Source organism: Rhodanobacter sp. FW021-MT20 (assembly GCF_041107475.1).
Lineage (GTDB): Bacteria > Pseudomonadota > Gammaproteobacteria > Xanthomonadales > Rhodanobacteraceae > Rhodanobacter_A > Rhodanobacter_A glycinis.
This window is the reverse complement of record NZ_JBGBPX010000008.1, coordinates 75079-95300: the sequence shown is the minus strand read 5'-3', so window position 1 is coordinate 95300 and position 20222 is coordinate 75079. Positions and strand designations below refer to the sequence as shown.

The 20222-nt window shown below is 66.8% G+C and carries 18 protein-coding genes; 9 read left to right on the top strand and 9 right to left on the bottom strand.

The window, feature by feature from the left end; genetic code table 11:
- Positions 1-75 precede the first annotated feature (75 nt).
- From AB7849_RS10495 to AB7849_RS10475, 5 genes are all read right to left on the bottom strand, one after another.
- Positions 76-1443 carry an AMP-binding protein gene (locus tag AB7849_RS10495; protein ID WP_037099112.1) on the bottom strand — a complete coding sequence of 456 codons (1368 nt, stop codon included), beginning with the start codon at positions 1441-1443 and terminating at the stop codon, positions 76-78.
- A 144-nt stretch (positions 1444-1587) separates the two neighbouring features.
- Positions 1588-2160 carry an L-threonylcarbamoyladenylate synthase gene (locus AB7849_RS10490; RefSeq protein WP_008209992.1) on the bottom strand — a complete coding sequence of 191 codons (573 nt, stop codon included), beginning with the start codon at positions 2158-2160 and terminating at the stop codon, positions 1588-1590.
- Positions 2160-4655: a DNA topoisomerase I gene (locus AB7849_RS10485; RefSeq protein WP_008209996.1), complete on the bottom strand. Its 2496-nt coding sequence runs from the start codon at positions 4653-4655 to the stop codon at positions 2160-2162. Before AB7849_RS10485 ends, AB7849_RS10490 begins: the two co-directional genes overlap by 1 nt.
- A gap of 170 nt (positions 4656-4825) precedes the next feature.
- Positions 4826-5965, bottom strand: coding sequence for a DNA-processing protein DprA (gene dprA, locus AB7849_RS10480; protein WP_369501050.1), 1140 nt, complete (start codon positions 5963-5965; stop codon positions 4826-4828).
- A 190-nt stretch (positions 5966-6155) separates the two neighbouring features.
- Positions 6156-7283, bottom strand: a complete 1128-nt coding sequence (locus AB7849_RS10475; protein WP_008214009.1) for a LysM peptidoglycan-binding domain-containing protein — start codon at positions 7281-7283, stop codon at positions 6156-6158.
- 222 nt (positions 7284-7505) lie between these two features.
- Here AB7849_RS10475 and def point away from each other — a divergent pair, with 222 nt between their 5' ends.
- From def to AB7849_RS10440, 7 genes are all read left to right on the top strand, one after another.
- Complete coding sequence (gene def, locus AB7849_RS10470) at positions 7506-8009, top strand: peptide deformylase (RefSeq protein WP_008214010.1); 504 nt, start codon at positions 7506-7508, stop codon at positions 8007-8009.
- On the top strand, positions 8006-8974 hold the full coding sequence (fmt, locus tag AB7849_RS10465; protein ID WP_008214012.1) for a methionyl-tRNA formyltransferase: 969 nt from the start codon (positions 8006-8008) through the stop codon (positions 8972-8974). The genes def and fmt overlap by 4 nt, the downstream gene beginning before the upstream one ends.
- Before the next feature lie 204 nt (positions 8975-9178).
- Positions 9179-9427, top strand: a complete 249-nt coding sequence (locus tag AB7849_RS10460) for a type II toxin -antitoxin system TacA 1-like antitoxin (protein WP_008214013.1) — start codon at positions 9179-9181, stop codon at positions 9425-9427.
- Entirely contained in the window at positions 9424-9828 is a 405-nt protein-coding gene (locus AB7849_RS10455) for a type II toxin-antitoxin system VapC family toxin (RefSeq protein WP_008214015.1), read from the top strand. Before AB7849_RS10460 ends, AB7849_RS10455 begins: the two co-directional genes overlap by 4 nt.
- On the top strand, positions 9825-11120 hold the full coding sequence (rsmB, locus tag AB7849_RS10450) for a 16S rRNA (cytosine(967)-C(5))-methyltransferase RsmB (RefSeq protein WP_369501049.1): 1296 nt from the start codon (positions 9825-9827) through the stop codon (positions 11118-11120). The genes AB7849_RS10455 and rsmB overlap by 4 nt, the downstream gene beginning before the upstream one ends.
- Positions 11121-11167: 47 nt before the next feature.
- Positions 11168-12904, top strand: a complete 1737-nt coding sequence (locus AB7849_RS10445) for an ArnT family glycosyltransferase (RefSeq protein ID WP_008214019.1) — start codon at positions 11168-11170, stop codon at positions 12902-12904.
- The gene (locus AB7849_RS10440) at positions 12891-13877 is read left to right on the top strand and encodes a glycosyltransferase (RefSeq protein WP_008214020.1); all 987 of its coding nucleotides are present in this window, start codon (positions 12891-12893) and stop codon (positions 13875-13877) included. The genes AB7849_RS10445 and AB7849_RS10440 overlap by 14 nt, the downstream gene beginning before the upstream one ends.
- 92 nt (positions 13878-13969) lie before the next feature.
- Here AB7849_RS10440 and AB7849_RS10435 read toward each other — a convergent pair whose 3' ends face one another.
- The 4 genes from AB7849_RS10435 to AB7849_RS10420 are packed head-to-tail and all read right to left on the bottom strand — an operon-like array spanning position 13970 to position 17920.
- On the bottom strand, positions 13970-14812 hold the full coding sequence (locus AB7849_RS10435) for a glycosyltransferase family 2 protein (protein ID WP_008214021.1): 843 nt from the start codon (positions 14810-14812) through the stop codon (positions 13970-13972).
- Complete coding sequence (locus AB7849_RS10430) at positions 14809-15741, bottom strand: glycosyltransferase family 2 protein (RefSeq protein ID WP_008214022.1); 933 nt, start codon at positions 15739-15741, stop codon at positions 14809-14811. The genes AB7849_RS10435 and AB7849_RS10430 overlap by 4 nt, the downstream gene beginning before the upstream one ends.
- A gap of 1 nt (position 15742) precedes the next feature.
- Positions 15743-16681, bottom strand: coding sequence for a UDP-glucuronic acid decarboxylase family protein (locus AB7849_RS10425; RefSeq protein ID WP_008214024.1), 939 nt, complete (start codon positions 16679-16681; stop codon positions 15743-15745).
- Between the two features lie 42 nt (positions 16682-16723).
- Complete coding sequence (locus tag AB7849_RS10420; RefSeq protein ID WP_008214025.1) at positions 16724-17920, bottom strand: O-antigen ligase family protein; 1197 nt, start codon at positions 17918-17920, stop codon at positions 16724-16726.
- A 383-nt stretch (positions 17921-18303) separates the two neighbouring features.
- Between AB7849_RS10420 and AB7849_RS10415 the strand changes: the two genes are divergently transcribed.
- Both AB7849_RS10415 and AB7849_RS10410 read left to right on the top strand, forming a co-directional pair.
- Positions 18304-19119: a glycosyltransferase family 2 protein gene (locus AB7849_RS10415; RefSeq protein ID WP_008214028.1), complete on the top strand. Its 816-nt coding sequence runs from the start codon at positions 18304-18306 to the stop codon at positions 19117-19119.
- Complete coding sequence (locus AB7849_RS10410; RefSeq protein ID WP_008214029.1) at positions 19116-20156, top strand: CDP-glycerol glycerophosphotransferase family protein; 1041 nt, start codon at positions 19116-19118, stop codon at positions 20154-20156. The genes AB7849_RS10415 and AB7849_RS10410 overlap by 4 nt, the downstream gene beginning before the upstream one ends.
- The last annotated feature ends 66 nt before the right edge of the window (positions 20157-20222 follow it).

Below are 20222 nucleotides of genomic sequence, written 5' to 3'. Positions count from 1 at the left end.
CAGCGGCGTGCAAGGCCCGAATGACGCGCCGGAGCGTGGTGCCGGTACGCGTTCCGCAGGACTGCGAAGGCAGCGTTAGCCGAGCAAGGCCAGCAGCTCGGCACGCGGCAGCTTGCCGGTCTCGTTGCGTGGCAACGCCTCGACCCGGCGCAGTCGACGTGGCAGGAACACCGGATCGACCGACTGGCGCAAGGCATCGAGGATGGCCGCTTCGTCCAACGCCGGCGCCACGGCCAGCGCGGCGATGCGGCGCACGCCGATGGCATCGGCGTCCTCAAGCTGGAATACCACGCCGTCCTGTACGCCAGGCACGGCCAGCAGGCGACGGGTGAGGTCGCCCAGCGACGCGCGCTTGCCGGCGATTTCCAGCAGATCGGCATGGCGGCCGCACAGGCGGAAGCGGCGCCCCTCGTCATGCAACGTGACGATATCGGCCAGCGTGGCCGGCATGTCGAGCTGTGGTGCCTCGATGCGGGTGCCATCCGGCTGCGGGTGCAGATGGACGTCCGGATACAGCGTCCAGTCTTCGTCGGCAGTGAGCCGTCGACTGGCAAACGCGCATGTCTCGGTGGAGCCGAACACTTCCAGCAGCGGCGCGCCAAAACGTTGCTCGGCCGCCCGCGCCAAGGCCGGCGGCATGGCCGCCGTGGCCGACAACACGGCCGCCAGCGGCGGCAATTCGACACCGGATTCGACCAGCGCGCGCAGGTGCACCGGAGTGGTCACCAGCACGCGCGGTGCCGGCACCTCGGCCAATGCAGCAGCCACATCGGCGGGAAAGAACGGCCGCCCCGCATGGACGGCCACCGCACCCAGCAGCGGCAGCAGCACCGACATCTCGATGCCGTAGGTATGTTGCGGCGGCACCGTGGCCACCACGGCAAACGCCGGGCCGGCCACGGCATGCAGCATCGCCAGGTTGCCCGCCGTGCTGGCATGCAGGTTGCGCCAGCTCTTGGCATTGGCGCGGGGCGTGCCGGTGGAACCGGAGGTATAGCCGACCGTCACCGTCTGCGCGGCGGGAATCGCCGGCGCGACAGCGGTTGCCAGCGTTGCCGCCCCGGTCTCCAGCAGCGGCAATGGCAGGTAGCCCAAGGGCGCCGGCTGCAGCGCTTGCTCGCCCAACGCATAGCAGCCGGGATGGGCCGCCATGACCTCATCGACCGCCTGTGGCGCGCGCGAGGGCGGTAGCAGGTTGGCCTGGCCGCGGCGCGCAAGGGCACAGAAAGAAACGAGAAAAGCGTAGCGGTCCTCGCACAGGTTCACCGCGGACGGCGCGTCGGGCAATCGTGCGGCCACCTGTTCCACGTGATCGAGGAACTGTGCCGCGCTCACCGCCACACCATCACGCCAGGCCAGCGTGCGTTGCGGATCGGCCATGGCCAGCAGCGGCAGCATCTGGGCTGCCTCGTCGTATTGACAGGTGTCTTGAACAATCGCCAAGCCGAGCTCCCGTATGCCCATGGAACGACCGCCCTTTTATCCCGGCAAGGATGAACGGCCGTCGCACGCCGAGGAAAAGATGATGCGAGGTTCCCCATCCTCGCTGCCACCGCTGAATCGCAACCGACTCGCCGCGCGTGGCGTTCAGGCGCGAATGACAGCGCCCGTCAACGCATCGCGAATCGTGGAGGGCCGGGTCTGTTCGCCCAAAGGCGCATCCAGCACGCCATCCAGCGCGTCACCGAAATAGTCGACCACGGTCTGCGCCGAGCGCGCCGAGGGTTCGCCATGCGGATTCGCACTGGTCGACACCAGCGCGCCACCAAACGCACGACACAGTGCGGCGGAAGGCTCATGCGCGGTGATCCGCAGCGCGATGCCGGCATGTCCGCCGGCAACCCAATCAGGCACTTCTGCCGTGCGTGGGAAGATCCAGGTGTACGGCCCGGGCCAGCTCTGGCGCACCTGCGCCAGCACGTCGGCCGGCACCGCCGCCAGATCGATATAGCGCTCGATTTGCCCGAAGTCCGCCGCGATCAACAGCACGCCCTGGGTTGGCGGGCGCTGCTTCAACGCGAACAGCGCGTCGAACGCACCGCGGTCATGCGGATCGCAACCGAGGCCATAAACCGCTTCGGTCGGATAGGCCAGTACCCCGCCGCTGCGCAACAGCGCGGCGGCGGCATCCAGTTGCCCGAGATCGAACCGTTGCAGCATCAGGCGTCGGCCTTGGATGTCGCGGCCTTCTTCGTCGCGGTCTTCTTCGCGGCCGCCTTCCTGGTCGCCGTCTTCTTGGTGGCGGCCTTTTTGCTCGCGGTTTTCTTGGCCGGAGCCTTCTTGGCGGCTGTCTTCTTGGTGGCTGTCTTCTTCGCCACCGCTTTCTTGGCCGCGGTCTTCTTGCCGAAGCGGCCTTTCTTGACCGGCGCGGCAGCCAGCAACTCCACGCACTGCGCCTCGGTCAGCTCCTTCGGCTCCTGTTCCTTCGGGATGCGCGCGTTCTTCTCGCCATCGGTGATGTACGGGCCATAGCGACCGTTGAGCACCTGCACGCCGTTGCCGAAGTCGAGGATGATGCGGTTGGCCAGCATTTCCAGCTTGTCGGCGACCAACTGCAACGCACGCGGCAACTCGATGGTGTACGGGTCGTCCTCGGGCTTGAGCGAGGCGTAGGTGCTGCCCTGCTTCACGAACGGACCGAAGCGGCCGATGCCCACGCTCACTTCGTCGCCGTTGTCCGCGGCACCCAGCTTGCGCGGCAACTTGAACAGTTCCAGCGCATCCTCCAGGGTGATGGTGTGCATGCTCTGGCCGGGACGCAGGCTGGCGAACTGCAGTTTTTCGTCACTGTCCTTGTCGCCGATCGCGGCATAAGGTCCGAAGCGGCCCAGTCGCACGAACACCGGCTTGCCGGTCTTCGGATCGGCACCCAGTTCACGCGCGCCACTGGCTTCGCTGCGGTCAACCGTTTCGGTCTTCTCGTCCACCTGCTGCTTGAACGGCTGCCAGAAGCGCTGCATCAGCGGTATCCAGGCTTCCTCGCCGCGACTCACCGCATCCAGCTCGTCTTCCAGCTTGGCGGTGAAGTCGTAGTCCACGTAGCGGCTGAAATGCTGGGTGAGGAACTTGCCCACCGCGCGACCCACGTCGGTGGGCTTGAAGCGCCGGCTATCGAGCAGCACGTAGTCGCGGTTCAAGAGCACCTGGATGATGCTGGCGTAGGTGGACGGCCGGCCGATGCCGTATTCCTCCAGCGCCTTGACCAGGCTGGCCTCGGAATAGCGCGGCGGCGGCTCGGTGAAGTGCTGGTCGGCCAGGATGTCCTGCAGCGGCACCTCCTCACCCTTCTCCAGCTTCGGCAGACGCCGACCCTCGTCCTCGTCATCCGCACTCTTCTGGTCGCGCCCTTCCTCGTACACGGCCAGGAAGCCGGGATCGACCACGGTGGTGCCAGTGGCACGAAACGCGGCATCGCCGCCGGCTGTATGCGGCAAGGCGAAATCCACCGAGACGGTGTTCAACGTGGCGTGGATCATCTGGCACGCCACGGTGCGCTTCCAGATCAGCTCGTACAGCTTGCGCTGTTCGTCGTTGAGGTAAGAGGCCACCTCGCGCGGCGTGCGCATGGCCGAGGTGGGACGCACCGCCTCATGCGCTTCCTGCGCGTTCTTCGACTTGGTCTTGTAGACCTGCGGCGCATCGGGCAGCGCCTTGTCGCCGAAATCGCGGCCGATCAGGGCGCGCAGCTCGGACAACGCATCCTCGGACAGCGCGGTGGAGTCGGTACGCATGTAGGTGATCAGGCCGACATTGCCCTCGTCACCCAGCGAAACGCCTTCGTACAGTCCCTGCGCGACCTTCATCGTGCGACTGGTGGAGAAGCCCAGCTTGCGCGCGGCCTCCTGCTGCAGCGTGGACGTGGTGAACGGCGCGGCCGGACGGCGCTTGCGCTCCTTCGAGGCCACCTCGCTGACGGTGAGGCGACCGTGCGCGGCCTCCTTCAGCGCGGCGCGCGCGGCCATCGCATCGGCCTCGTTGGTGAGGTCGAACTGCTCGAATTTCTTGCCGTTGAGGCGGGTCAGACGCGCACTGAAATCGCCGTTTGCGTGCTGCAGCCTGGCCTCGACGCTCCAGTACTCGCGCGCCACAAAGGCTTCGATCTCTTCCTCGCGCTCCACGATCATGCGCAACGCCGGGCTCTGCACGCGGCCGGCGGACAGCCCGCGCTGCACCTTGCGCCACAGCACCGGCGACAGGTTGAAGCCGACCAGGTAATCCAGCGCGCGACGAGCCTGCTGCGCATCCACCATGTCGTGGGAAAGCTGGCGCGGTTCGGCCACCGCCGCCTTGATCGCCTTCGGCGTGATCTCGGAGAACACCACGCGATGCATGCGCTTGCCCTCGACCAGGCCACGGTCCTTCAGGATCTCGCTGATGTGCCAGCTGATCGCCTCGCCTTCGCGATCCAAGTCGGTCGCGAGATAGATGTCATCGGCCTGCCTGGCCGCCTTGGCGATCGCGTCGACGTGTTTCTCGTTGCGCTCGATGATCTCGTAAGCCATGGCGAAATCGTGCTCGGTATCCACCGCACCTTCCTTCGGCCTGAGGTCACGCACATGGCCATAGGACGCCAGGACCTGGAAGTCCTTGCCGAGGTATTTGTTGATCGTCTTGGCCTTGGCCGGCGATTCGACGATGAGCAGATTCTTTGCCATGCAGCTGGGGTTCCAAAGGTGGCCGCCGTCGCCGCGCGACGGACGCTTCTATATCTAGTGAGACCACGTCACCGCGCCGACTGTCAAGCCGGGTGACGTGAAAACGCGGTGCCATGCGGCTTGCGGGCCGGCCACACGGACCTCGACCGGCCCCGAACCGGCCCGTTGTGTCAACCGGGAAGGCGCTGGTAGCGGTTGCCCGGAAGGCCTTCGACCACGCCTTCCAGTTCCAGCATCAGCAGCATGGAGGATAGCTCCGCCGGGGCCTGTCCGGTACGTTCGCACAGCACATCCAGCGCGGCCGGGTCGTGCCCGAGGGCTTCGAGCAGGGCCTGATACTGCGGATCGCCGCGCCAGCCGGCCGTATCCGCCGAGCCACGGCCGGCCGATGACTCCCCGACTCCGAGCCGCCGTGCCAGCTCGCAACCCAGCTCGCGCGCCAACGGGACCAGAACTTCCGCCACTTCCTCCGGGGTTTCCACCAGCCGCGCGCCGTCGCGGATCAGCCGATGGCAGCCGTGCGCCTGCGGGTTGTGGATGGAACCGGGCACCGCGAACACCTCGCGCCCCTGCTCGCCGGCCTGCCGCGCGGTGATCAGCGAGCCGGACTGCAAACCCGCCTCGATCACCAGCGTGCCCAGTGCCAACCCGGCGATGATGCGATTGCGCCGAGGAAAATGGTGCGGCCGGGCCGATGTGCCGGGCGGGAATCCGCTGACCAGCGCGCCCTGCTCCACGATGCGCCGCGCCAGGGCGTGGTGCTTGCGCGGGTAGACCCGGTCCGGGCCGGTACCGACCACCGCGATGGTCGGCGCCCCGGCATCCAGCACCGCCGCATGCGCCGCACCGTCGATGCCGTCGGCCATGCCGCTGGTGACCACGAAACCCGCCCGGGCCAGCGTCTGGGCGAAATCCCGCGCGATCGCCAGGCCGCCCTGCGTGGCCCGACGCGCGCCCACGATGGCCACCTGCGGCCGCAGCAACAAGCCGGCATCCCCGGCCACGAACAGCGCCGCCGGTGGTTGCGGGATGTTTTCCAGCAAGGGTGGAAAATCCGCCTCGGTGCAGCGCCACAGCCGATGACCGGGCTCGGCCAGCCAGGCCAGGTCCGTGGCCAGTTGTGCTTCGTCCGGCTGCTCCAGCCACGCTGCCGCGGATGCGTCCAGCTCGGCCGCCCGGCGACGCAGCCATGCCAGTGCGGCATCGATGCGGCCATCGGCTCCGGCCAGCGCCTCGCGCAGGCCGCCGGCTCCCAGTCCGGGCGTGCGCAAGGCGATCAGCCAGGCACGCGCTTCCTCGTCTTCACTCATGCCGCGCAGTCTACGCGACGACGAAAACGACGACGGCGCGGGATCGCCGCGCCGTCGTGTGGGTGAAGGCTGATGTGGTCACCGCGCGCCTCCCGCTCGCAAGGGAGGCCAAGCAAGAAACCATCAAGCGTGTCGCGAGATTGGCTCCTCACCCCAACCCTCTCCCCGACGGGGAGAGGGAGCAACTGCGTTAGTCAGGCATGCGCAGCTTGTCGCCCATCTTCACCGGACGCAGGCCATCCATCACCAGGCCGTAGCTGACCCGGTCGAAGGTGCGGAACACCATCACGTGACCGATGTATTCGTCGGGCAACTGCACCTTCTTGCCGGTGCCGCGATCCCAGCTGTCGTGCGCCACATCGTCGAAAGTGCGATCGCCGGGCTGCCAGATGGCGAAGGTGGTGCCGTTGTCCACGCCATCCTTCTTGCCGACCGAAAGCGCCACCACCTGGTGCGGGCCCACCGCGGCCATCGCATCGGCGAACGCGATCACGCGGCCATTCGCCGGCAGCGTCTTGGGCGCATGCGGGTAGTAGTACGGATCGTAGGCCGGGCCATCCAGCGGCATCACGCGGTCGCCGGCACGGATTTCGCGGTTGGCGTCGAGCAGCAGCAGGGTGGACGGATCGCCACCGCGCAGTGTCTCGGCGGTGCCGATCACGGTGACTTCCACGCCGAGATCATCGCCGCGGCCGTAGTGGCCGTCATTGCGGAAATCTTCCGACCACGGCGAACGCACCAGCGCCACGTTGCTGTCGAGCAGGTGGCCGGCGATGTCGCTGTCTTCGCCGTTGGAGCCCTTGCCGTCGAAACCACGGAACACATGCGTGGGCCGCACGATGGCCCAACGCTGGCCACGCTCGGCCTTGAGGCCGCGCACGTAGATGTTCTGGCCCACGGTGCCGCGCAGCTGGTTTTCCTCGAAGCCGACCACGTAGGGCGCCGAACTCACCTCGTTGGAGTTCATCACCCGCATGTCCTTGAGGAACATCTTCAGCTGCGACAGCGGGATCGCCGGGATCGCATTGCCCTCGCGATGCACGCTCGGCTGCAGCGTCAGGTGCGGGCCGTTGATGAACGACAGGTTGAGCACGTCACCCGGATAGATCAGGTGCGGATTGCGTACCTGCGGGTTCGCCTGCCAGATTTCCGGCCACAGCCAGGGCTTGGACAGGAATTTGGCGGAAATGTCCCACAGCGTGTCGCCGCGGCGAACGGTGTAGGTATCCGGATGGTTGGTGCGCAATTGCGCACCGGCAGCGTAAACGGCCACAGTGACCAGCATGCCGGCCAGCAGCCCGATGGACTTTCTCAACATAAGCGGGAATCCCCCCTCTCCCGGTGTTCGGGCGAGTGTAGCCTAACCTTGACGGGCCGCAACCGGGAACAGTTGGCATAACTGCCTGCCGGACGCGGGCTTGCCGACGTACAATAAGGCACATTCTAGATGGCGTCAGGGCTTCGATTTTAGCGATTCGCCCGCATTTTGACGTCAGGGCCGCGCCAACCCAGCGAGGGCCCCAGCCTTAAGGTGATTTCCATGTCCGTGCTATCCATCCTCGAATTTCCCGACCCCCGCCTGCGCACCAAGGCCGCGCCGGTGACCACGTTCGACGGCACGCTGAAGCAGCTGGTCGCCGACATGTACGAGACCATGTACGCCGCCAACGGCGTGGGCCTGGCCGCCACCCAGGTCAACGTGCACCGGCACCTGCTGGTGATCGACATGAGCGAGGACCGCGACCAGCCGCTGACCCTGATCAATGCCGAGATCCTCGAGAAGGACGGTGCGCAGGTCTACCAGGAAGGCTGCCTCTCCTTTCCCGGCATCTACGCCGACGTCACTCGCGCGCTGAAAGTGAAAGTGAAGGCGCAGGACCTGGACGGCAAGGAATTCATCTACGAGGCCGAGGGCCCGCTGGCCGTGGCCGTGCAGCACGAGATGGACCACCTGGCCGGCAAGGTTTTCGTGGACCACCTCTCGCCGCTGAAGCGCGCGTTGCTGCTCAAGCGCCTGGAGAAGCACCGCAAGGCCAGCGCTTGAGCGCCCCGTTGCGGCTGGTTTTCGCCGGCACCCCCGACTTCGCCGTTCCCTGCCTGGAAGCCTGCCGCGCCAGCGGCGCCGAAGTCGTGGCCGTCTATACCCAGCCCGACCGTCCCGCCGGCCGCGGCCGCAAACTCACGCCCAGCCCGGTGAAGCAGGCCGCGCTCGCCGCCGGCCTGCCGGTCGAGCAACCCGAGTCGCTGAAATCCGTCGAAGCGCAGGCCACGCTGGCCGCCTACGCGCCCGACCTGCTGGTGGTGGTGGCCTATGGCCTGATCCTGCCGCGCAAGGTGCTGGCCATTCCCCGTCTCGGCTGCTGGAACGTGCACGCCAGCCTGCTGCCGCGCTGGCGCGGCGCGGCGCCGATCCAGCGCGCGATCCTCGCCGGCGACAGCGAATCCGGCGTCGACCTGATGCGCATGGAAGCTGGCCTCGACACCGGCCCGGTGCTGCTGGAAATGCGCACCCCGATCAGCCGCGAAGACACCGGCGGCTCACTGCATGACCGCCTCGCCGCGCTGGGCGCCGAAGCACTGGCCGAAGGTTTGCGTCGCACCCTGTCCGGCGAAGTGCTGGCCGCCACGCCGCAACCCGACGAAGGCGTGATCTACGCGCACAAGCTGGACAAGGCCGAATCGCATATCGATTTCAGTCGCCCCGCCATCGAACTGGAGCGCCAGGTGCACGCGTTCGATCCATGGCCCGGCAGCGATGCCGAGATCGCCGGCGAACGCCTGCGCGTCTGGGCCGCCCACGCCCTCGATATCGCGCACGAAACCGCACCGGGCAGCGTGCTGCACGCCAGTCGCGAAGGCATCGAGATCACCTGCGGCGAAGGCGCCTTGCGCATCACCGCCGTGCAACGCGCCGGCGGCAAGCGCATCAGCGCCGCCGACTACCTCAACGCGCGACCCGAGCTGCGCCAACCAGGCACGCTCTCCCCGCAGGGAAGAGGGCTGGGGTGAGGGGCGGGTGCTCGCCATGAACTCCATGGATTCGGCTTTTGTGGGTTTTGTCGCAACTGACCGAGCCGTTTCGTCCGCCCGCCACCCACCCTGCTGACCTTTTCCTGCACCCACCCGCCGCGCCACAGGGCACTCGGAAGAGCAGCGCGCCGCCGCCCCGTGATGTACGGTACAATACCGTACATCACTCTCGCGAGATTCGTCATGACCGCTACCGCCGACCGCCTCGACCTGCGCCTCAGCGCCGAGGACAAGGACCGCTTGCGCCGTGCCGCCGCACTGCGTGACGTGCCGCTGGCCGCCTTCGTCCGCGAGGCCGCCCTGCGTGAAGCCGATATCGTCATCGTTCACCCGCCCAAAGCAGCGCGCGGCAGCCTGGCGGAGCGCCTGCGCGGACGTGCCGGCTCGCGGCTGAGTACCGACGCCATCATGCAGCTCACCCGCGGCGCATGAAGCGCATCCTGGTAGATGCCAACGTCCTGCTGGACGTGCTCACCGACGATCCACAGTGGTACGGCTGGTCGGCGAGCCAGCTGGACGCTGGCGCGGCCCACGCCGAGCTATGCATCAACCCCATCATCTACGCGGAAATCTCGGTCGGTTTCGAGCGTATCGAAGCGCTGGACGATGCCTTGTCGCCCGATGCCTTCACCCGGCTGGAACTGCCGTGGGAAGCAGGCTTCCTCGCCGGCAAAGCCTTCCTGAACTACCGGCGAGCCAAGGGTAGCCGTACCTCGCCACTGCCGGATTTCTACATCGGCGCACATGCCGCCATCGAGGGCATGGCGCTGTTGACGCGCGATGCCAAGCGCTTCCGAACCTATTACCCCAAGCTGGAACTCATCAGCCCGTGACTGACACCCGCGCCCTCGCCGCCCAAGCCCTCGCCGAGATCGCCCTCAAGGGCGCTTCGCTGCGCGACGCCATGGAGCGCCACGCGCGCAAGCTTCCCGATTCGCGCGACCGCGCTCTGTTGATGGCGCTGCTCAGCGAGGGCGCGCGCTGGTGGCTGCGTTTCGATCCGGCGCTGGATCGCCTGCTGGAAAAACCGCTGCGGCAGAAGGAGCCGGTGGTGCACGCGCTGCTGGTGCTGGGCCTGGTGCAATTGGAGATTCTTGGCCTGCAGGATTACGCCGCCGTCGCCGCCACCGTGGAAGCCACGCGCGCACTGAAGAAGCCGCGCCTGGCCGGACTGGTCAATGCGGTGCTGCGTCGCTGGCAGCGCGAGCGCGAAAGCCTGCTCGTCGCACTCGACGCCGATCCACGCACCCGCCATGCACATCCGGCGTGGCTGGCCACGGCCATCACCCGGGACTGGCCGGCACAGGCCGACACCGTGATGGCTGCCGACAACTGCGAGCCGCCGTTGATGCTGCGCGCGAACCGTCGCTTCGGCAGCCGCGAGGCCTTGCTTGAGCGCCTGCGTGTGGACGGCCAGACGGCCACTTCCCACGACTGGCTGGCCGACGGCATCGTGCTGCCGCACAGCGTGGACGTGACCCGCCTTCCCGGCTTCGACGACGGCGCGTTCGCCGTACAGGACGGCGCGGCACAGGTCGCCGCCGACCTCGCCGAACTGCGTGACGGCCTGCGCGTACTCGATGCCTGCGCCGCTCCCGGCGGCAAGGCCTGCCATCTGCTTGAACGTGCCGACATCGACCTGACCGCGCTGGAATTCGATGCCCAGCGCGGCGAGCGCATCCGTCAGAACCTGATGCGGTTGCGGCTGAACGCGAAACTGGTGATGGGCGACGCGGGTGCCCCCAAGGGTTGGTGGAAAGGCCTGCCCTTCGATCGCATCCTGATCGACGCACCCTGCTCGGCCACCGGCGTGCTGCGCCGCCGGCCCGACGTGCGCCTGCACCGCCGCGGCAGCGACATTCCCGCACTGGTGGCGCAGCAGCAGCGCATCCTCGCCGCGTTGTGGCCGCTGCTGGCACCGGGCGGGCGGCTGCTCTACATCACCTGCTCGCTGTTGCGCGCCGAGAACGAAGGCGTGATCGCGCCTTTCCTCGCCGCACACGCGGATGCGAAAGCGATACCCTTCGAACTGCCCGTTGGGCAGGCGGCAACCGTGGGCTGGCAGATCCTGCCCGGCGATGGCGATCTCGACGGCATGTACTATGCCGCCATCGAGAAATCCTGAAGCCGTTTCCGGCCGCAGCGCGCCCTCCCGCTTCCAGCAACCGAGCCATGACGCCATCTACCCAAGCCACTCCACAGGAACGCCGCCAGTTCTGGTTGCTGATGTTCGCCGCGCTGGTACTGATCGGCGTCGGCATGGGCTTGCGCGACCCATGGCCGTCTGACGAACCACGCTTCACCCTGGTGGCGAAGCACATGGTGGAAAGCGGCGACTGGCTGTTCCCGCACCGCGGCACCGAACTGTATGCCGACAAGCCGCCGATGCTGATGTGGCTGGAAGCGGCCAGCTTCGAGGTCGTGCGGTCCTGGCGGGTGGCATTCCTGCTGCCCTCGTTGCTGGCCGCGCTGGGCAGCCTGGTGCTGATCTACGACCTGGGCCGCCGCCTGTGGAATCGCCAGGCCGGCTGGTATGCGGCAGCCGGCTTGCTGCTGGCGTTCCAGTTCGTCTACCAGTCCAAGCGGGCGCAGATCGATCCATTGGTGATGTTCTTCATCACGGCCGCCAATTACGGCCTGCTGCGCCACCTGCTGTGCGGCCCCAACTGGCGCGCCTACTGGCTGGGCTGTTTTTGCGCGGGCCTGGGCGTGATCACCAAGGGCGTGGGTTTCCTTGCGCTGCTGATGCTGCTGCCTTACGCGGCGGTGCTGCGCTGGCGCTGGGACGGCGTGACGCGGATGCCACAAGGCGCGTGGTGGCGCTGGCTGCTCGGACTGGTGGCCACCCTGGCGGCGATCGCCTTGTGGCTGCTGCCCATGCTGTGGGCGGCGCATGCACGCCGCGACAACCCGATCTACCCCGCCTACGTCGACGACATCCTGTTCCACCAGACCGCCGGCCGTTACGCCCATGCCTGGCATCACATCCACTCGGCGTTCTACTACATCCCGATCGTGCTGTTCAGCTGGTTGCCGCTGTCGCTGACCTACCCGGGCACGCTGCCGCGCTGGTGGCGGCAACTCAAGGCGAAGGACGCGCGCATCGGCGTGCCGCTGGGCTGGATCGTGCTGGTGTTGCTGTTTTTCGACGCGTCGGCGGGCAAGCGCGATGTGTACATCCTGCCGGTGCTGCCGATCGTCGCGCTGATCAGCGGGCCGTTCATGAAAGACCTGCTGCAACGGCGCTGGCTGCGCGTGTCCGGTCTGGCCTTCCTCGGCATTCTGGGCACCGCCATGTTGCTGCTGGGCGGCTATGCCCTGCTCGCGCATCCCGCGTTCGCCGCGAAGCTGTCGGTATCGCGTGGTTTCGAAGGCAACGAAGCGGGCCTGTGGTGGATGTGCGTTGTCATTGGCGCGAGCCAACTGGCACTGCTGCTGATTTTGCGATTGCGCCACGCCGTGTGGGCGGTGGCGGGCGGCATGGCCGTGCTGTGGCTGGCGTGGGGCTTGTGGGCCTATCCGCTGCTCAACCCGACCAGTTCGTCGAGCGCACTGATGGCCGAAGTGCGCGCGCATCTGGGCCCGCACGAACAGGTTGGCCTGGTCGACTGGAAAGAACAGAACCTGCTGATGCTGGATCGTCCCGCGGTCGATTTCGGCTTCAGCGTGCCGGCGCACCTGCAATTTGCCCGCGCCGTGCAATGGCAGGCGGCCGCACCGGCCACGCGCTGGATTTTCGCCGAGCAGGATGCCATGGGCGATTGCGTGCGACGCGACCAGGCCATCAACCTCGGCCATGCCAACCGTCGCGATTGGTGGCTGTTCAAGGCGGCGGCGGTGATACCCGGCTGCACTCCGCCAGCCTCCGATGACGACAACGTGGTGGACCCCGACGATGCCGAGCAGTGAGGCAGGCCCAACGCGCTGCCAACTGATCGGTCGCGACAACGGCGCCGGACTCAGTCGCGACATGGCATTGCTGGCCGATGCGCTGCGTCACAACGGCAGCGAGGTCACGCTGGCCGCGCTGGCGCATCGTGGCCGGCTGGCCGAATGGCTGACCCGCCGTCGCCTGGCCGGACGCGTGCCCGCCTTCGACGTGAACCTGATGCTGGAACGCATCCGCCCCGAGTTTGCCGCCGCCGCGCATCGCAACGTGCTGGTGCCCAATCCGGAATATTTCCGCCCGCAAGACCGCGCCGCGCTGGCGCAGATGGATGCGGTATGGGTGAAGACCCGCCACGCCGAAGCGCTGTTCGCCGCCCTGGGTGCACGCACCCATTACATCGGATTCAGCAGCCCGGACCGCCATCTGCCGGACGTGCCGCGCCGGGCCTCGTTCTTCCACGGCCCCGGTCGCAGCGGCAACAAGGGCACGGCGGCCCTGCTTGCGCTTTGGGCCGCCCATCCCGCGTGGCCGACGTTGACCGTGGCGTGGCGGCGCAAGCACATCGAGCACGGGGCGTTGCCAGACAATGTACGCCTGATTCGCGAGCATCTGGACGACGCCAGCTATCGCCGTCTGCAGAACGAGCACCGCTTCCATCTGTGCCCCTCGCAAACCGAAGGTTACGGCCACTACCTGGCCGAAGCGATGAGCTGTGGCGCCGTCGTGCTGACCCTGGATGCCGCACCCATGAACGAGCTGGTCACCCCGGCGCGCGGCGTGCTGGTGCCAGCACAAGCCAGCGGCCAGCAGGACCTGGCCACGCTATACCGGTTTGCAGATGCGGACATGGCTGCGGCGACCGAGCGCTGCATCGCAATGGATACCAGCGAGGCCGAACGCCTGGGCCAGGCTGCACGCACGTGGTACGAGACCAACCGTGATGCATTCCCGGCGCGCCTGCACGAGGCCATGTGCGCCATTGAGCGCACCTGACGCGCCTACGCGCAGAACACCCACAGATGTGATCGCGGGAAGACCCGGCGCAGGCAATCATCCACCGGCCAGCGTGTGCCGGCAGCGAACGGCTACTTGGCGCTTGCCGCTCGCGCAAACTCCGCCAGATGCGTATCGATGCCACGCTCGCACCGCGTGATGTGCTGTTCCACCGTGTCGCGAAACAGGCGGTTGTTGGGCAGACTCATGTCGTCCACGTCCGGTTGCGCGCGCGAGGCATGCTCCAGATGCACGGCCAGCGCCGCCCACTTCAGCTGGCGCCGGCGCACACCCGCATTGCCCAGGCGCGCGGCCAGTTCGCGGTCTTCCGCCCCATAACCTTCCATGCGTTCGTCGAAACCGTTGACGCGCAACAGGTCATCGCGCCAGAAACTCATGTTGCAGCTCATCACGCGTCCACCGCGCCGCTGACGCGCCTTCCAGCGGGCCAGCAGTGGTGCGTGGAATGCATAGTGCCGGTTGGTGCCATCGAACGCGCGGAAGTCCGCCGCCAGCCACGGTGCAAACACCGGCCGCCGACCCGCCAGGAGACGCGCCGTCTCCGCCGCCGTGGCCTTGAGTCGGCCGCCCTGCAGGAAGAATCCGCGCTCGGCGAGCATTAGATGATCGGCCACGAACGCCGGATGCAGCAGCATGTCGCCATCGATCAGGATCACGTAGTCGCCACGGCTGGCAGCGATGCCACGATTGCGACAGCGCGCGGCGCGAAAGCCCATGTCCTCCTGCCAGACATGGCGCAGTGGACACGGACATGTTGCAGCCCAGCGTTCGACCACGGCACGCGTCGGCTCGCCGGAACCGTCGTCGGCCACGATCACCTCGTCTGGCAGCCGCGTCTGCGCTGCCACGCTGGCCAGCACGCGATCCAGTGCCGCGGGCCAGTTGTAGGTGAGGACGATCAGGCTGACCTTCATGCCCCGGCTTTTTTCCGACGCGCGCGCAGGCCATGTCGCAAGATCGCCAGCGCACGCTCGGCGCGCTTCCACCATGGCGCGCTGCCGCGCAGGGCGATGTCGGCGTAGAGGCAGGCATCGTCCCAGCTGGGATTGGCGCGCGACTTGAACTCGGCCTTGGCCAGATTCAGCGCCTGCGTGTCCAGGTGCATCCGTTCGGCGTAGTGGTTGATCAGGCAGCGCGAGCGGAACTGCGCGGCGAACCCGCGCATGCGCGCCTGCTCGTGCCACCAGCCGTTGCGGCCGTGGATGCGGTAATCGACATGGCCGGTGGGCAGGTAGTACTTCTTCGCGCCGAGGATGCTGGCACCAAATACCAGGCAGTTGTCGGCGGAGATGCGCCAGTTCGCCACGAAATCGTCCGGCAGGTCGAGCACGCGCTCGGCCAGCCGACGGCGCAATGCCAGCGCCGAGGTGGGCGCGCCGTACCAGCGCATGTGCACCCAGGTGCCGAGCACGGTGTAACCCAGGTCCGTGGCTTCCTTCGCATAGCCCTGCACGCCCGCTTCGTTGCCGACCAGGCGCACGTCGGAGAACACGAAATCGATGTCTTTGCGTGACTCGAACAGCTCGCCGACCTGACGCAGGTAATCGACGCCCCAGCGATCGTCGGCGTCGAGGAAACACACCAGATCGCCGCTGACAGCCGCCAACCCGCGCTGGAAGGCAGCGAGCTGACCGCCATTCTCGCCGCACAGCAGCTTCACGCGAGGATCGCGACCGTAGCGCTCGCGCAGATAATCGGGCGAACCGTCGGTGGAACCGTCGTCCACCACGATCACCTCATGCGGTGCACGCGTCTGCGCCAGCGCGCCATCCACCGCCTCGGCCACGAACTCGCGGTAGTTGTAATTGGTGACGACGACGGAGAAGGTGAGCGGCGCAGCCACGTCAGGCCTCCAGCAGTTGCCGGAAGTAGGCGATGGTTTCGCGCAGGCCGTCATCCAGTGCCACCTTCGGCTGCCAGCCCAGCTTGCTTTGCGCCAAGGAGATATCCGGCTGGCGCTGACGCGGGTCGTCGGCCGGCAGTGGGCGGAACACCAGTTTCGACTTGCCACCGACCAGCGCGATCACCCGCTCGGCCAACTGCAGCATGGTGTGCTCGACCGGGTTGCCGATGTTCACCGGGCCGGTGAAACCCCGCTCCGAGGCCATCATGCGGATGAAGGCTTCGATCAGGTCGTCGACATAGCAGAAACTGCGCGTCTGGCTGCCGTCGCCGTAGATGGTGATGTCCTCGCCCTTCAGCGCCTGCACGATGAAGTTGCTCACTACGCGGCCATCATTGGGATGCATGCGCGGGCCGTAGGTGTTGAAGATGCGCACCACCTTGACGTCCAGGTCGTGCTGGCGGTGATAGTCGAAGAACAGCGTCTCGGCGCAGCGCTTGCCTTCGTCGTAGCAGCTGCGGATGCCGATCGGATTGACCTTGCCCCAGTAGCCTTCGGTCTGCGGGTGCACTTCCGGGTCGCCGTACACCTCGCTGGTCGAGGCCTGCAGGATGCGCGCCTTCACCCGCTTGGCCAGGCCGAGCATGTTGATCGCGCCATGCACGCTGGTCTTGGTGGTCTGCACCGGATCGTGCTGGTAATGCACCGGCGAGGCCGGACAGGCGAGGTTGAAGATGCGGTCCACTTCCACGTACAGCGGGAAGGTGACGTCGTGGCGCATCAATTCGAAATAAGGATGGTTCAGCAGGTGCGCCACGTTGCGCTTGCTGCCAGTGAAAAAGTTGTCCACGCACAGCACATCGTGGCCATCGGCCAGCAGCCGGTCGCAAAGATGGGAGCCGAGAAAGCCGGCACCACCGGTAACCAGTACTCTGTTCATCGATCCTCGCAGCCAGCAACCGGCGCCCACAGCGCCAACGGTTTAGTGTACGCGAGCCGGCGGTTCACGCCGTGCGCGATCGCGCGCTTCCAGCCCCAATGCCAGCGCAAACGGCAACCAGATCAGCAGCCAGCCCGGCCGGGGACTGTCCAGCAGTTGCGGCATGTCGAACTGCAGCGCCACGCTGGCATAGACCCACAGGCCCAGCACCACACGACCCAGCGGCGCGCCACGATGGCGCCAGCCACTCCACGCGACCAGCCCCCACATCACCATCATCACCAGCATGCCCGGCAGGCCCAGCATGATCGCCGCCTGGGTCAGCACGTTGTGGCTGTGGGTCAGATGTTCTCCGCCCACCTTGATGACGAAATCCGTGCCCTGGCCCAGGCCAACCCACGGATGCAGGGCGATCATGTGCAGCGCCTTCACCAGGATCTGCGGACGGTGCGAGGCGCCCCGATCCATCAGCACTTCCGGCCGCCACGCCAGGGCGACCACGGCCAGCACGAACACGCCCAACGCCACGGCCAGCGTGGCGCGGCGGCGTTGCCACAGCGGTGTCAGGACGGCGCAGGCTGCCAGCGCCAACCACACGCTGCGCGACTGGGTCAGTGCGACGAATACCAGCAGCGATGCCACCGCCACCAGGCAGGCAATGCCGCCGGCACGCCGACGTTGCGGCAGTTGCGCCAGCCATACGCAGGCCGCACCCATGGCGGCGGCGGCGTAATTCGCGGTGGCGATCACGCCACTGCCGACAATGCGCGAATCGTCCGGCGACGGGGTCGTGCGCAGGAACATCACGCTGTAGACCAATGCACACAACGCCATGCCCCAACCGACCAGGGTCAACAGCACGCGCATGCGCTGCGGCCGTTCGCCGGCCCAGAGATGGCAGCCGAGCACGAACAGCACCACGCTGAGAATGCGCCCGAATTCGTCACCTGGCCGCTGCAGCTGGGCCCAGCCCAGCGACGCCGTGGCCCAGGCCAGCAACAGCAGGAATACGCGAAACGCCGGCTGCGGCCACAGCTCGCGCCAGACCTCCGCACGCCGCCGCAACAGCAGGTACAGCGCCGGCACATAGAGCAACAGGATCAGGCTGATCTGGTACAGCCGCCCCGGGTTGTAGGAAACGCTCGATGGCATCACCAGCATGCCGATCATCATCCAGCCGATGCCGAGGCCAAGTACGGCCTCCCCTCGACCGGGCAGGAGCTGGCGCAGATTGTTCATGCGTGATTTCGGCCCGCTTGATGATCCATCCACTCCAGCTTCCGACACCGCCGGTGGCGACCACGTTCCCTGTCCGTTCACACGCATGCCCGTCCTGCCGATCTTGTCACTTCGTTGCCACATGGCCTTACCCACAAGATATTACCCGGTGCCGGCGCGACACACCGGCCAGACATGCCAAGCGAGATCATGCGGCAGCGTGACTGAAGACCAGTTCACCGGGGGAATCTGCCAGCACAACTACCTTACATGTTATTCATGTCGCGTCCAGCGCGCACCGGCACATCGCAGGCTCGGCAGAAGCGGTATCCCCTCGCCCAAGCCACATGGGCTGGCAGCCCCCCTCCATCACGAAGCCGCTGCAATGCAGCTAAAATCCCGCCATGCCAAGCCTTCCGCTGACCCTTGTAGTCATCACCCGCAACGAAGCGGCCAAGATCGCGCGCTGTCTCGACAGCGTGCCGTTTGCGGCCGAGAAGCTGGTGGTGGATTCGGGCAGCACGGATGACACGGTGGCAATCGCCCAGGCGCACGGCGCGCGGGTAATCCATCAGGACTGGCTGGGCTTCGGGCCGCAACGCAATTTCGCGACGACACAGTGTCGCAACGACTGGATGCTTGCGCTGGATGCTGACGAGTACCTGTCGCCGGAGCTGGCCGAGGAGATGCAGCAGCAGTTGCCCGCGCTGATGGCCGGTGACCTTGCCGCGGCCAACCTGCGCCGCCATACCTTGTACATGGGCCAGCCGATGCGCTGGTATCGCCCCGCCATGGGCGAGAAGATGGCGCGCCTGTACCACCGCAATCGGGCTCGCTGGAGCGATGCCCGCGTGCATGAATCGCTGCGCTTCGACGGCCGCTCGATCACCTTCAAGGCGCCGTTTTTGCATGACAACAACCCCAGCCTGGTGGAAAAGCAGCTCAAAGTGCTGCTGTACTCCGAGCTGAAGTGCCGCGACTGGCTGGACAAGAACAAGCCGGTACGCATGTGGCAGACGCCGTTCGTGTTCGCGCTGGCCTTTCTCAAGGACTACGTGTTCCGGCTCGGCTTCCTGGATGGTTGGCGCGGTTACACCATCGCCCAGACCGCCGCCAGTTACGCCGCCTACAAGCGCATGCGCTACTACGAAATGCGCCGCAACCCCGCCTCGCGTGACAGCGCCGCGGCCGCACTCACCCGCAGCGGACTCGATCATTGACCACCCCGGATTCCAGCAAGCGCTACCTTCTCTACGGCTCCGAGCGCTATGCGCTGGCCATCCTGCGCCCGATCCAGGCGGCAATCCGCGCTCGTGGTGACGAGGCGGCGTGGTTCTTCGACGGCCCCGGCGCCGAGGATCTGGTGGAAGGCGAGCGCCTGCTCAGCGTGGCCGAAGTGCGTGCGTGGAAACCGCGTGCCGTCATCACCTCGTCCAACGCGGTGCCGCATTTCTTCCCCGGCGTGAAAGTGGAAACCTTCCACGGTTTCGACGCCGGCAAGCCACGGCACATCTACGTGCGGGGGTTCTTCGACCTGTACTGCACCACCGGCCCGCGCGACACCGCGCAGTTCCGCGCCATCGCCGACAAGGTCGGCCACTTCAGCGTCACCGAGACCGGCTTCCCCAAGATCGACCCGTTCATGCGCGAGATCAGCGGCCCGCTGCCGCCGGTGCGCCAGCCACCGGTGATCCTTTACCACTCCACTTTCTCGCCCTCGTGGAGCGCGGCCGAAACGCTGTACGAGGAAGTGAAGCGGCTGTCGCGCGACGGCCGCTGGCGCTGGATCGTCACCTTCCACCCGAAGATGAATCCGGAGACCACGGCGAAGTTCAAGGCGCTGCAGAACGCGTACCTCACGTTCGCCGAGAACGACAACATCCTGGAGCTGTTCCCGCAGGTCGACATGATGTGCTCGGATACCTCGTCCGCGCTGAACGAGTTCCTGCTCACCGGCAAGCCGGTGGTGACTTTCAAGAACCGTCGACCCGGCCCGCAGCTGATCGATATCGACGACCCGAAGGAGTTCGAGCCGGCGATCGAACGCGCATTGGCACGGCCGCCGGCGCTGATGCAGGCGATCCGCGACTACGCCGACGCCATCCACCCCTATCGCGACGGCCGTTCCAGCGAACGCGTGCTGGACGCCATCGACACCTTCATCGCCGGCGGTGGCCGCAACCGCCGGCGCAAACCGCTGAACCTGTGGCGAAAGCTGAAAATAAGGCGCCGTATCGGATACTGGGGCCGGGCCTGACATCTTCGCCTCGTCCATGGCCGATCACGGCTCGCACGCACCCAAACCGCTAGAATCACGGCCTTG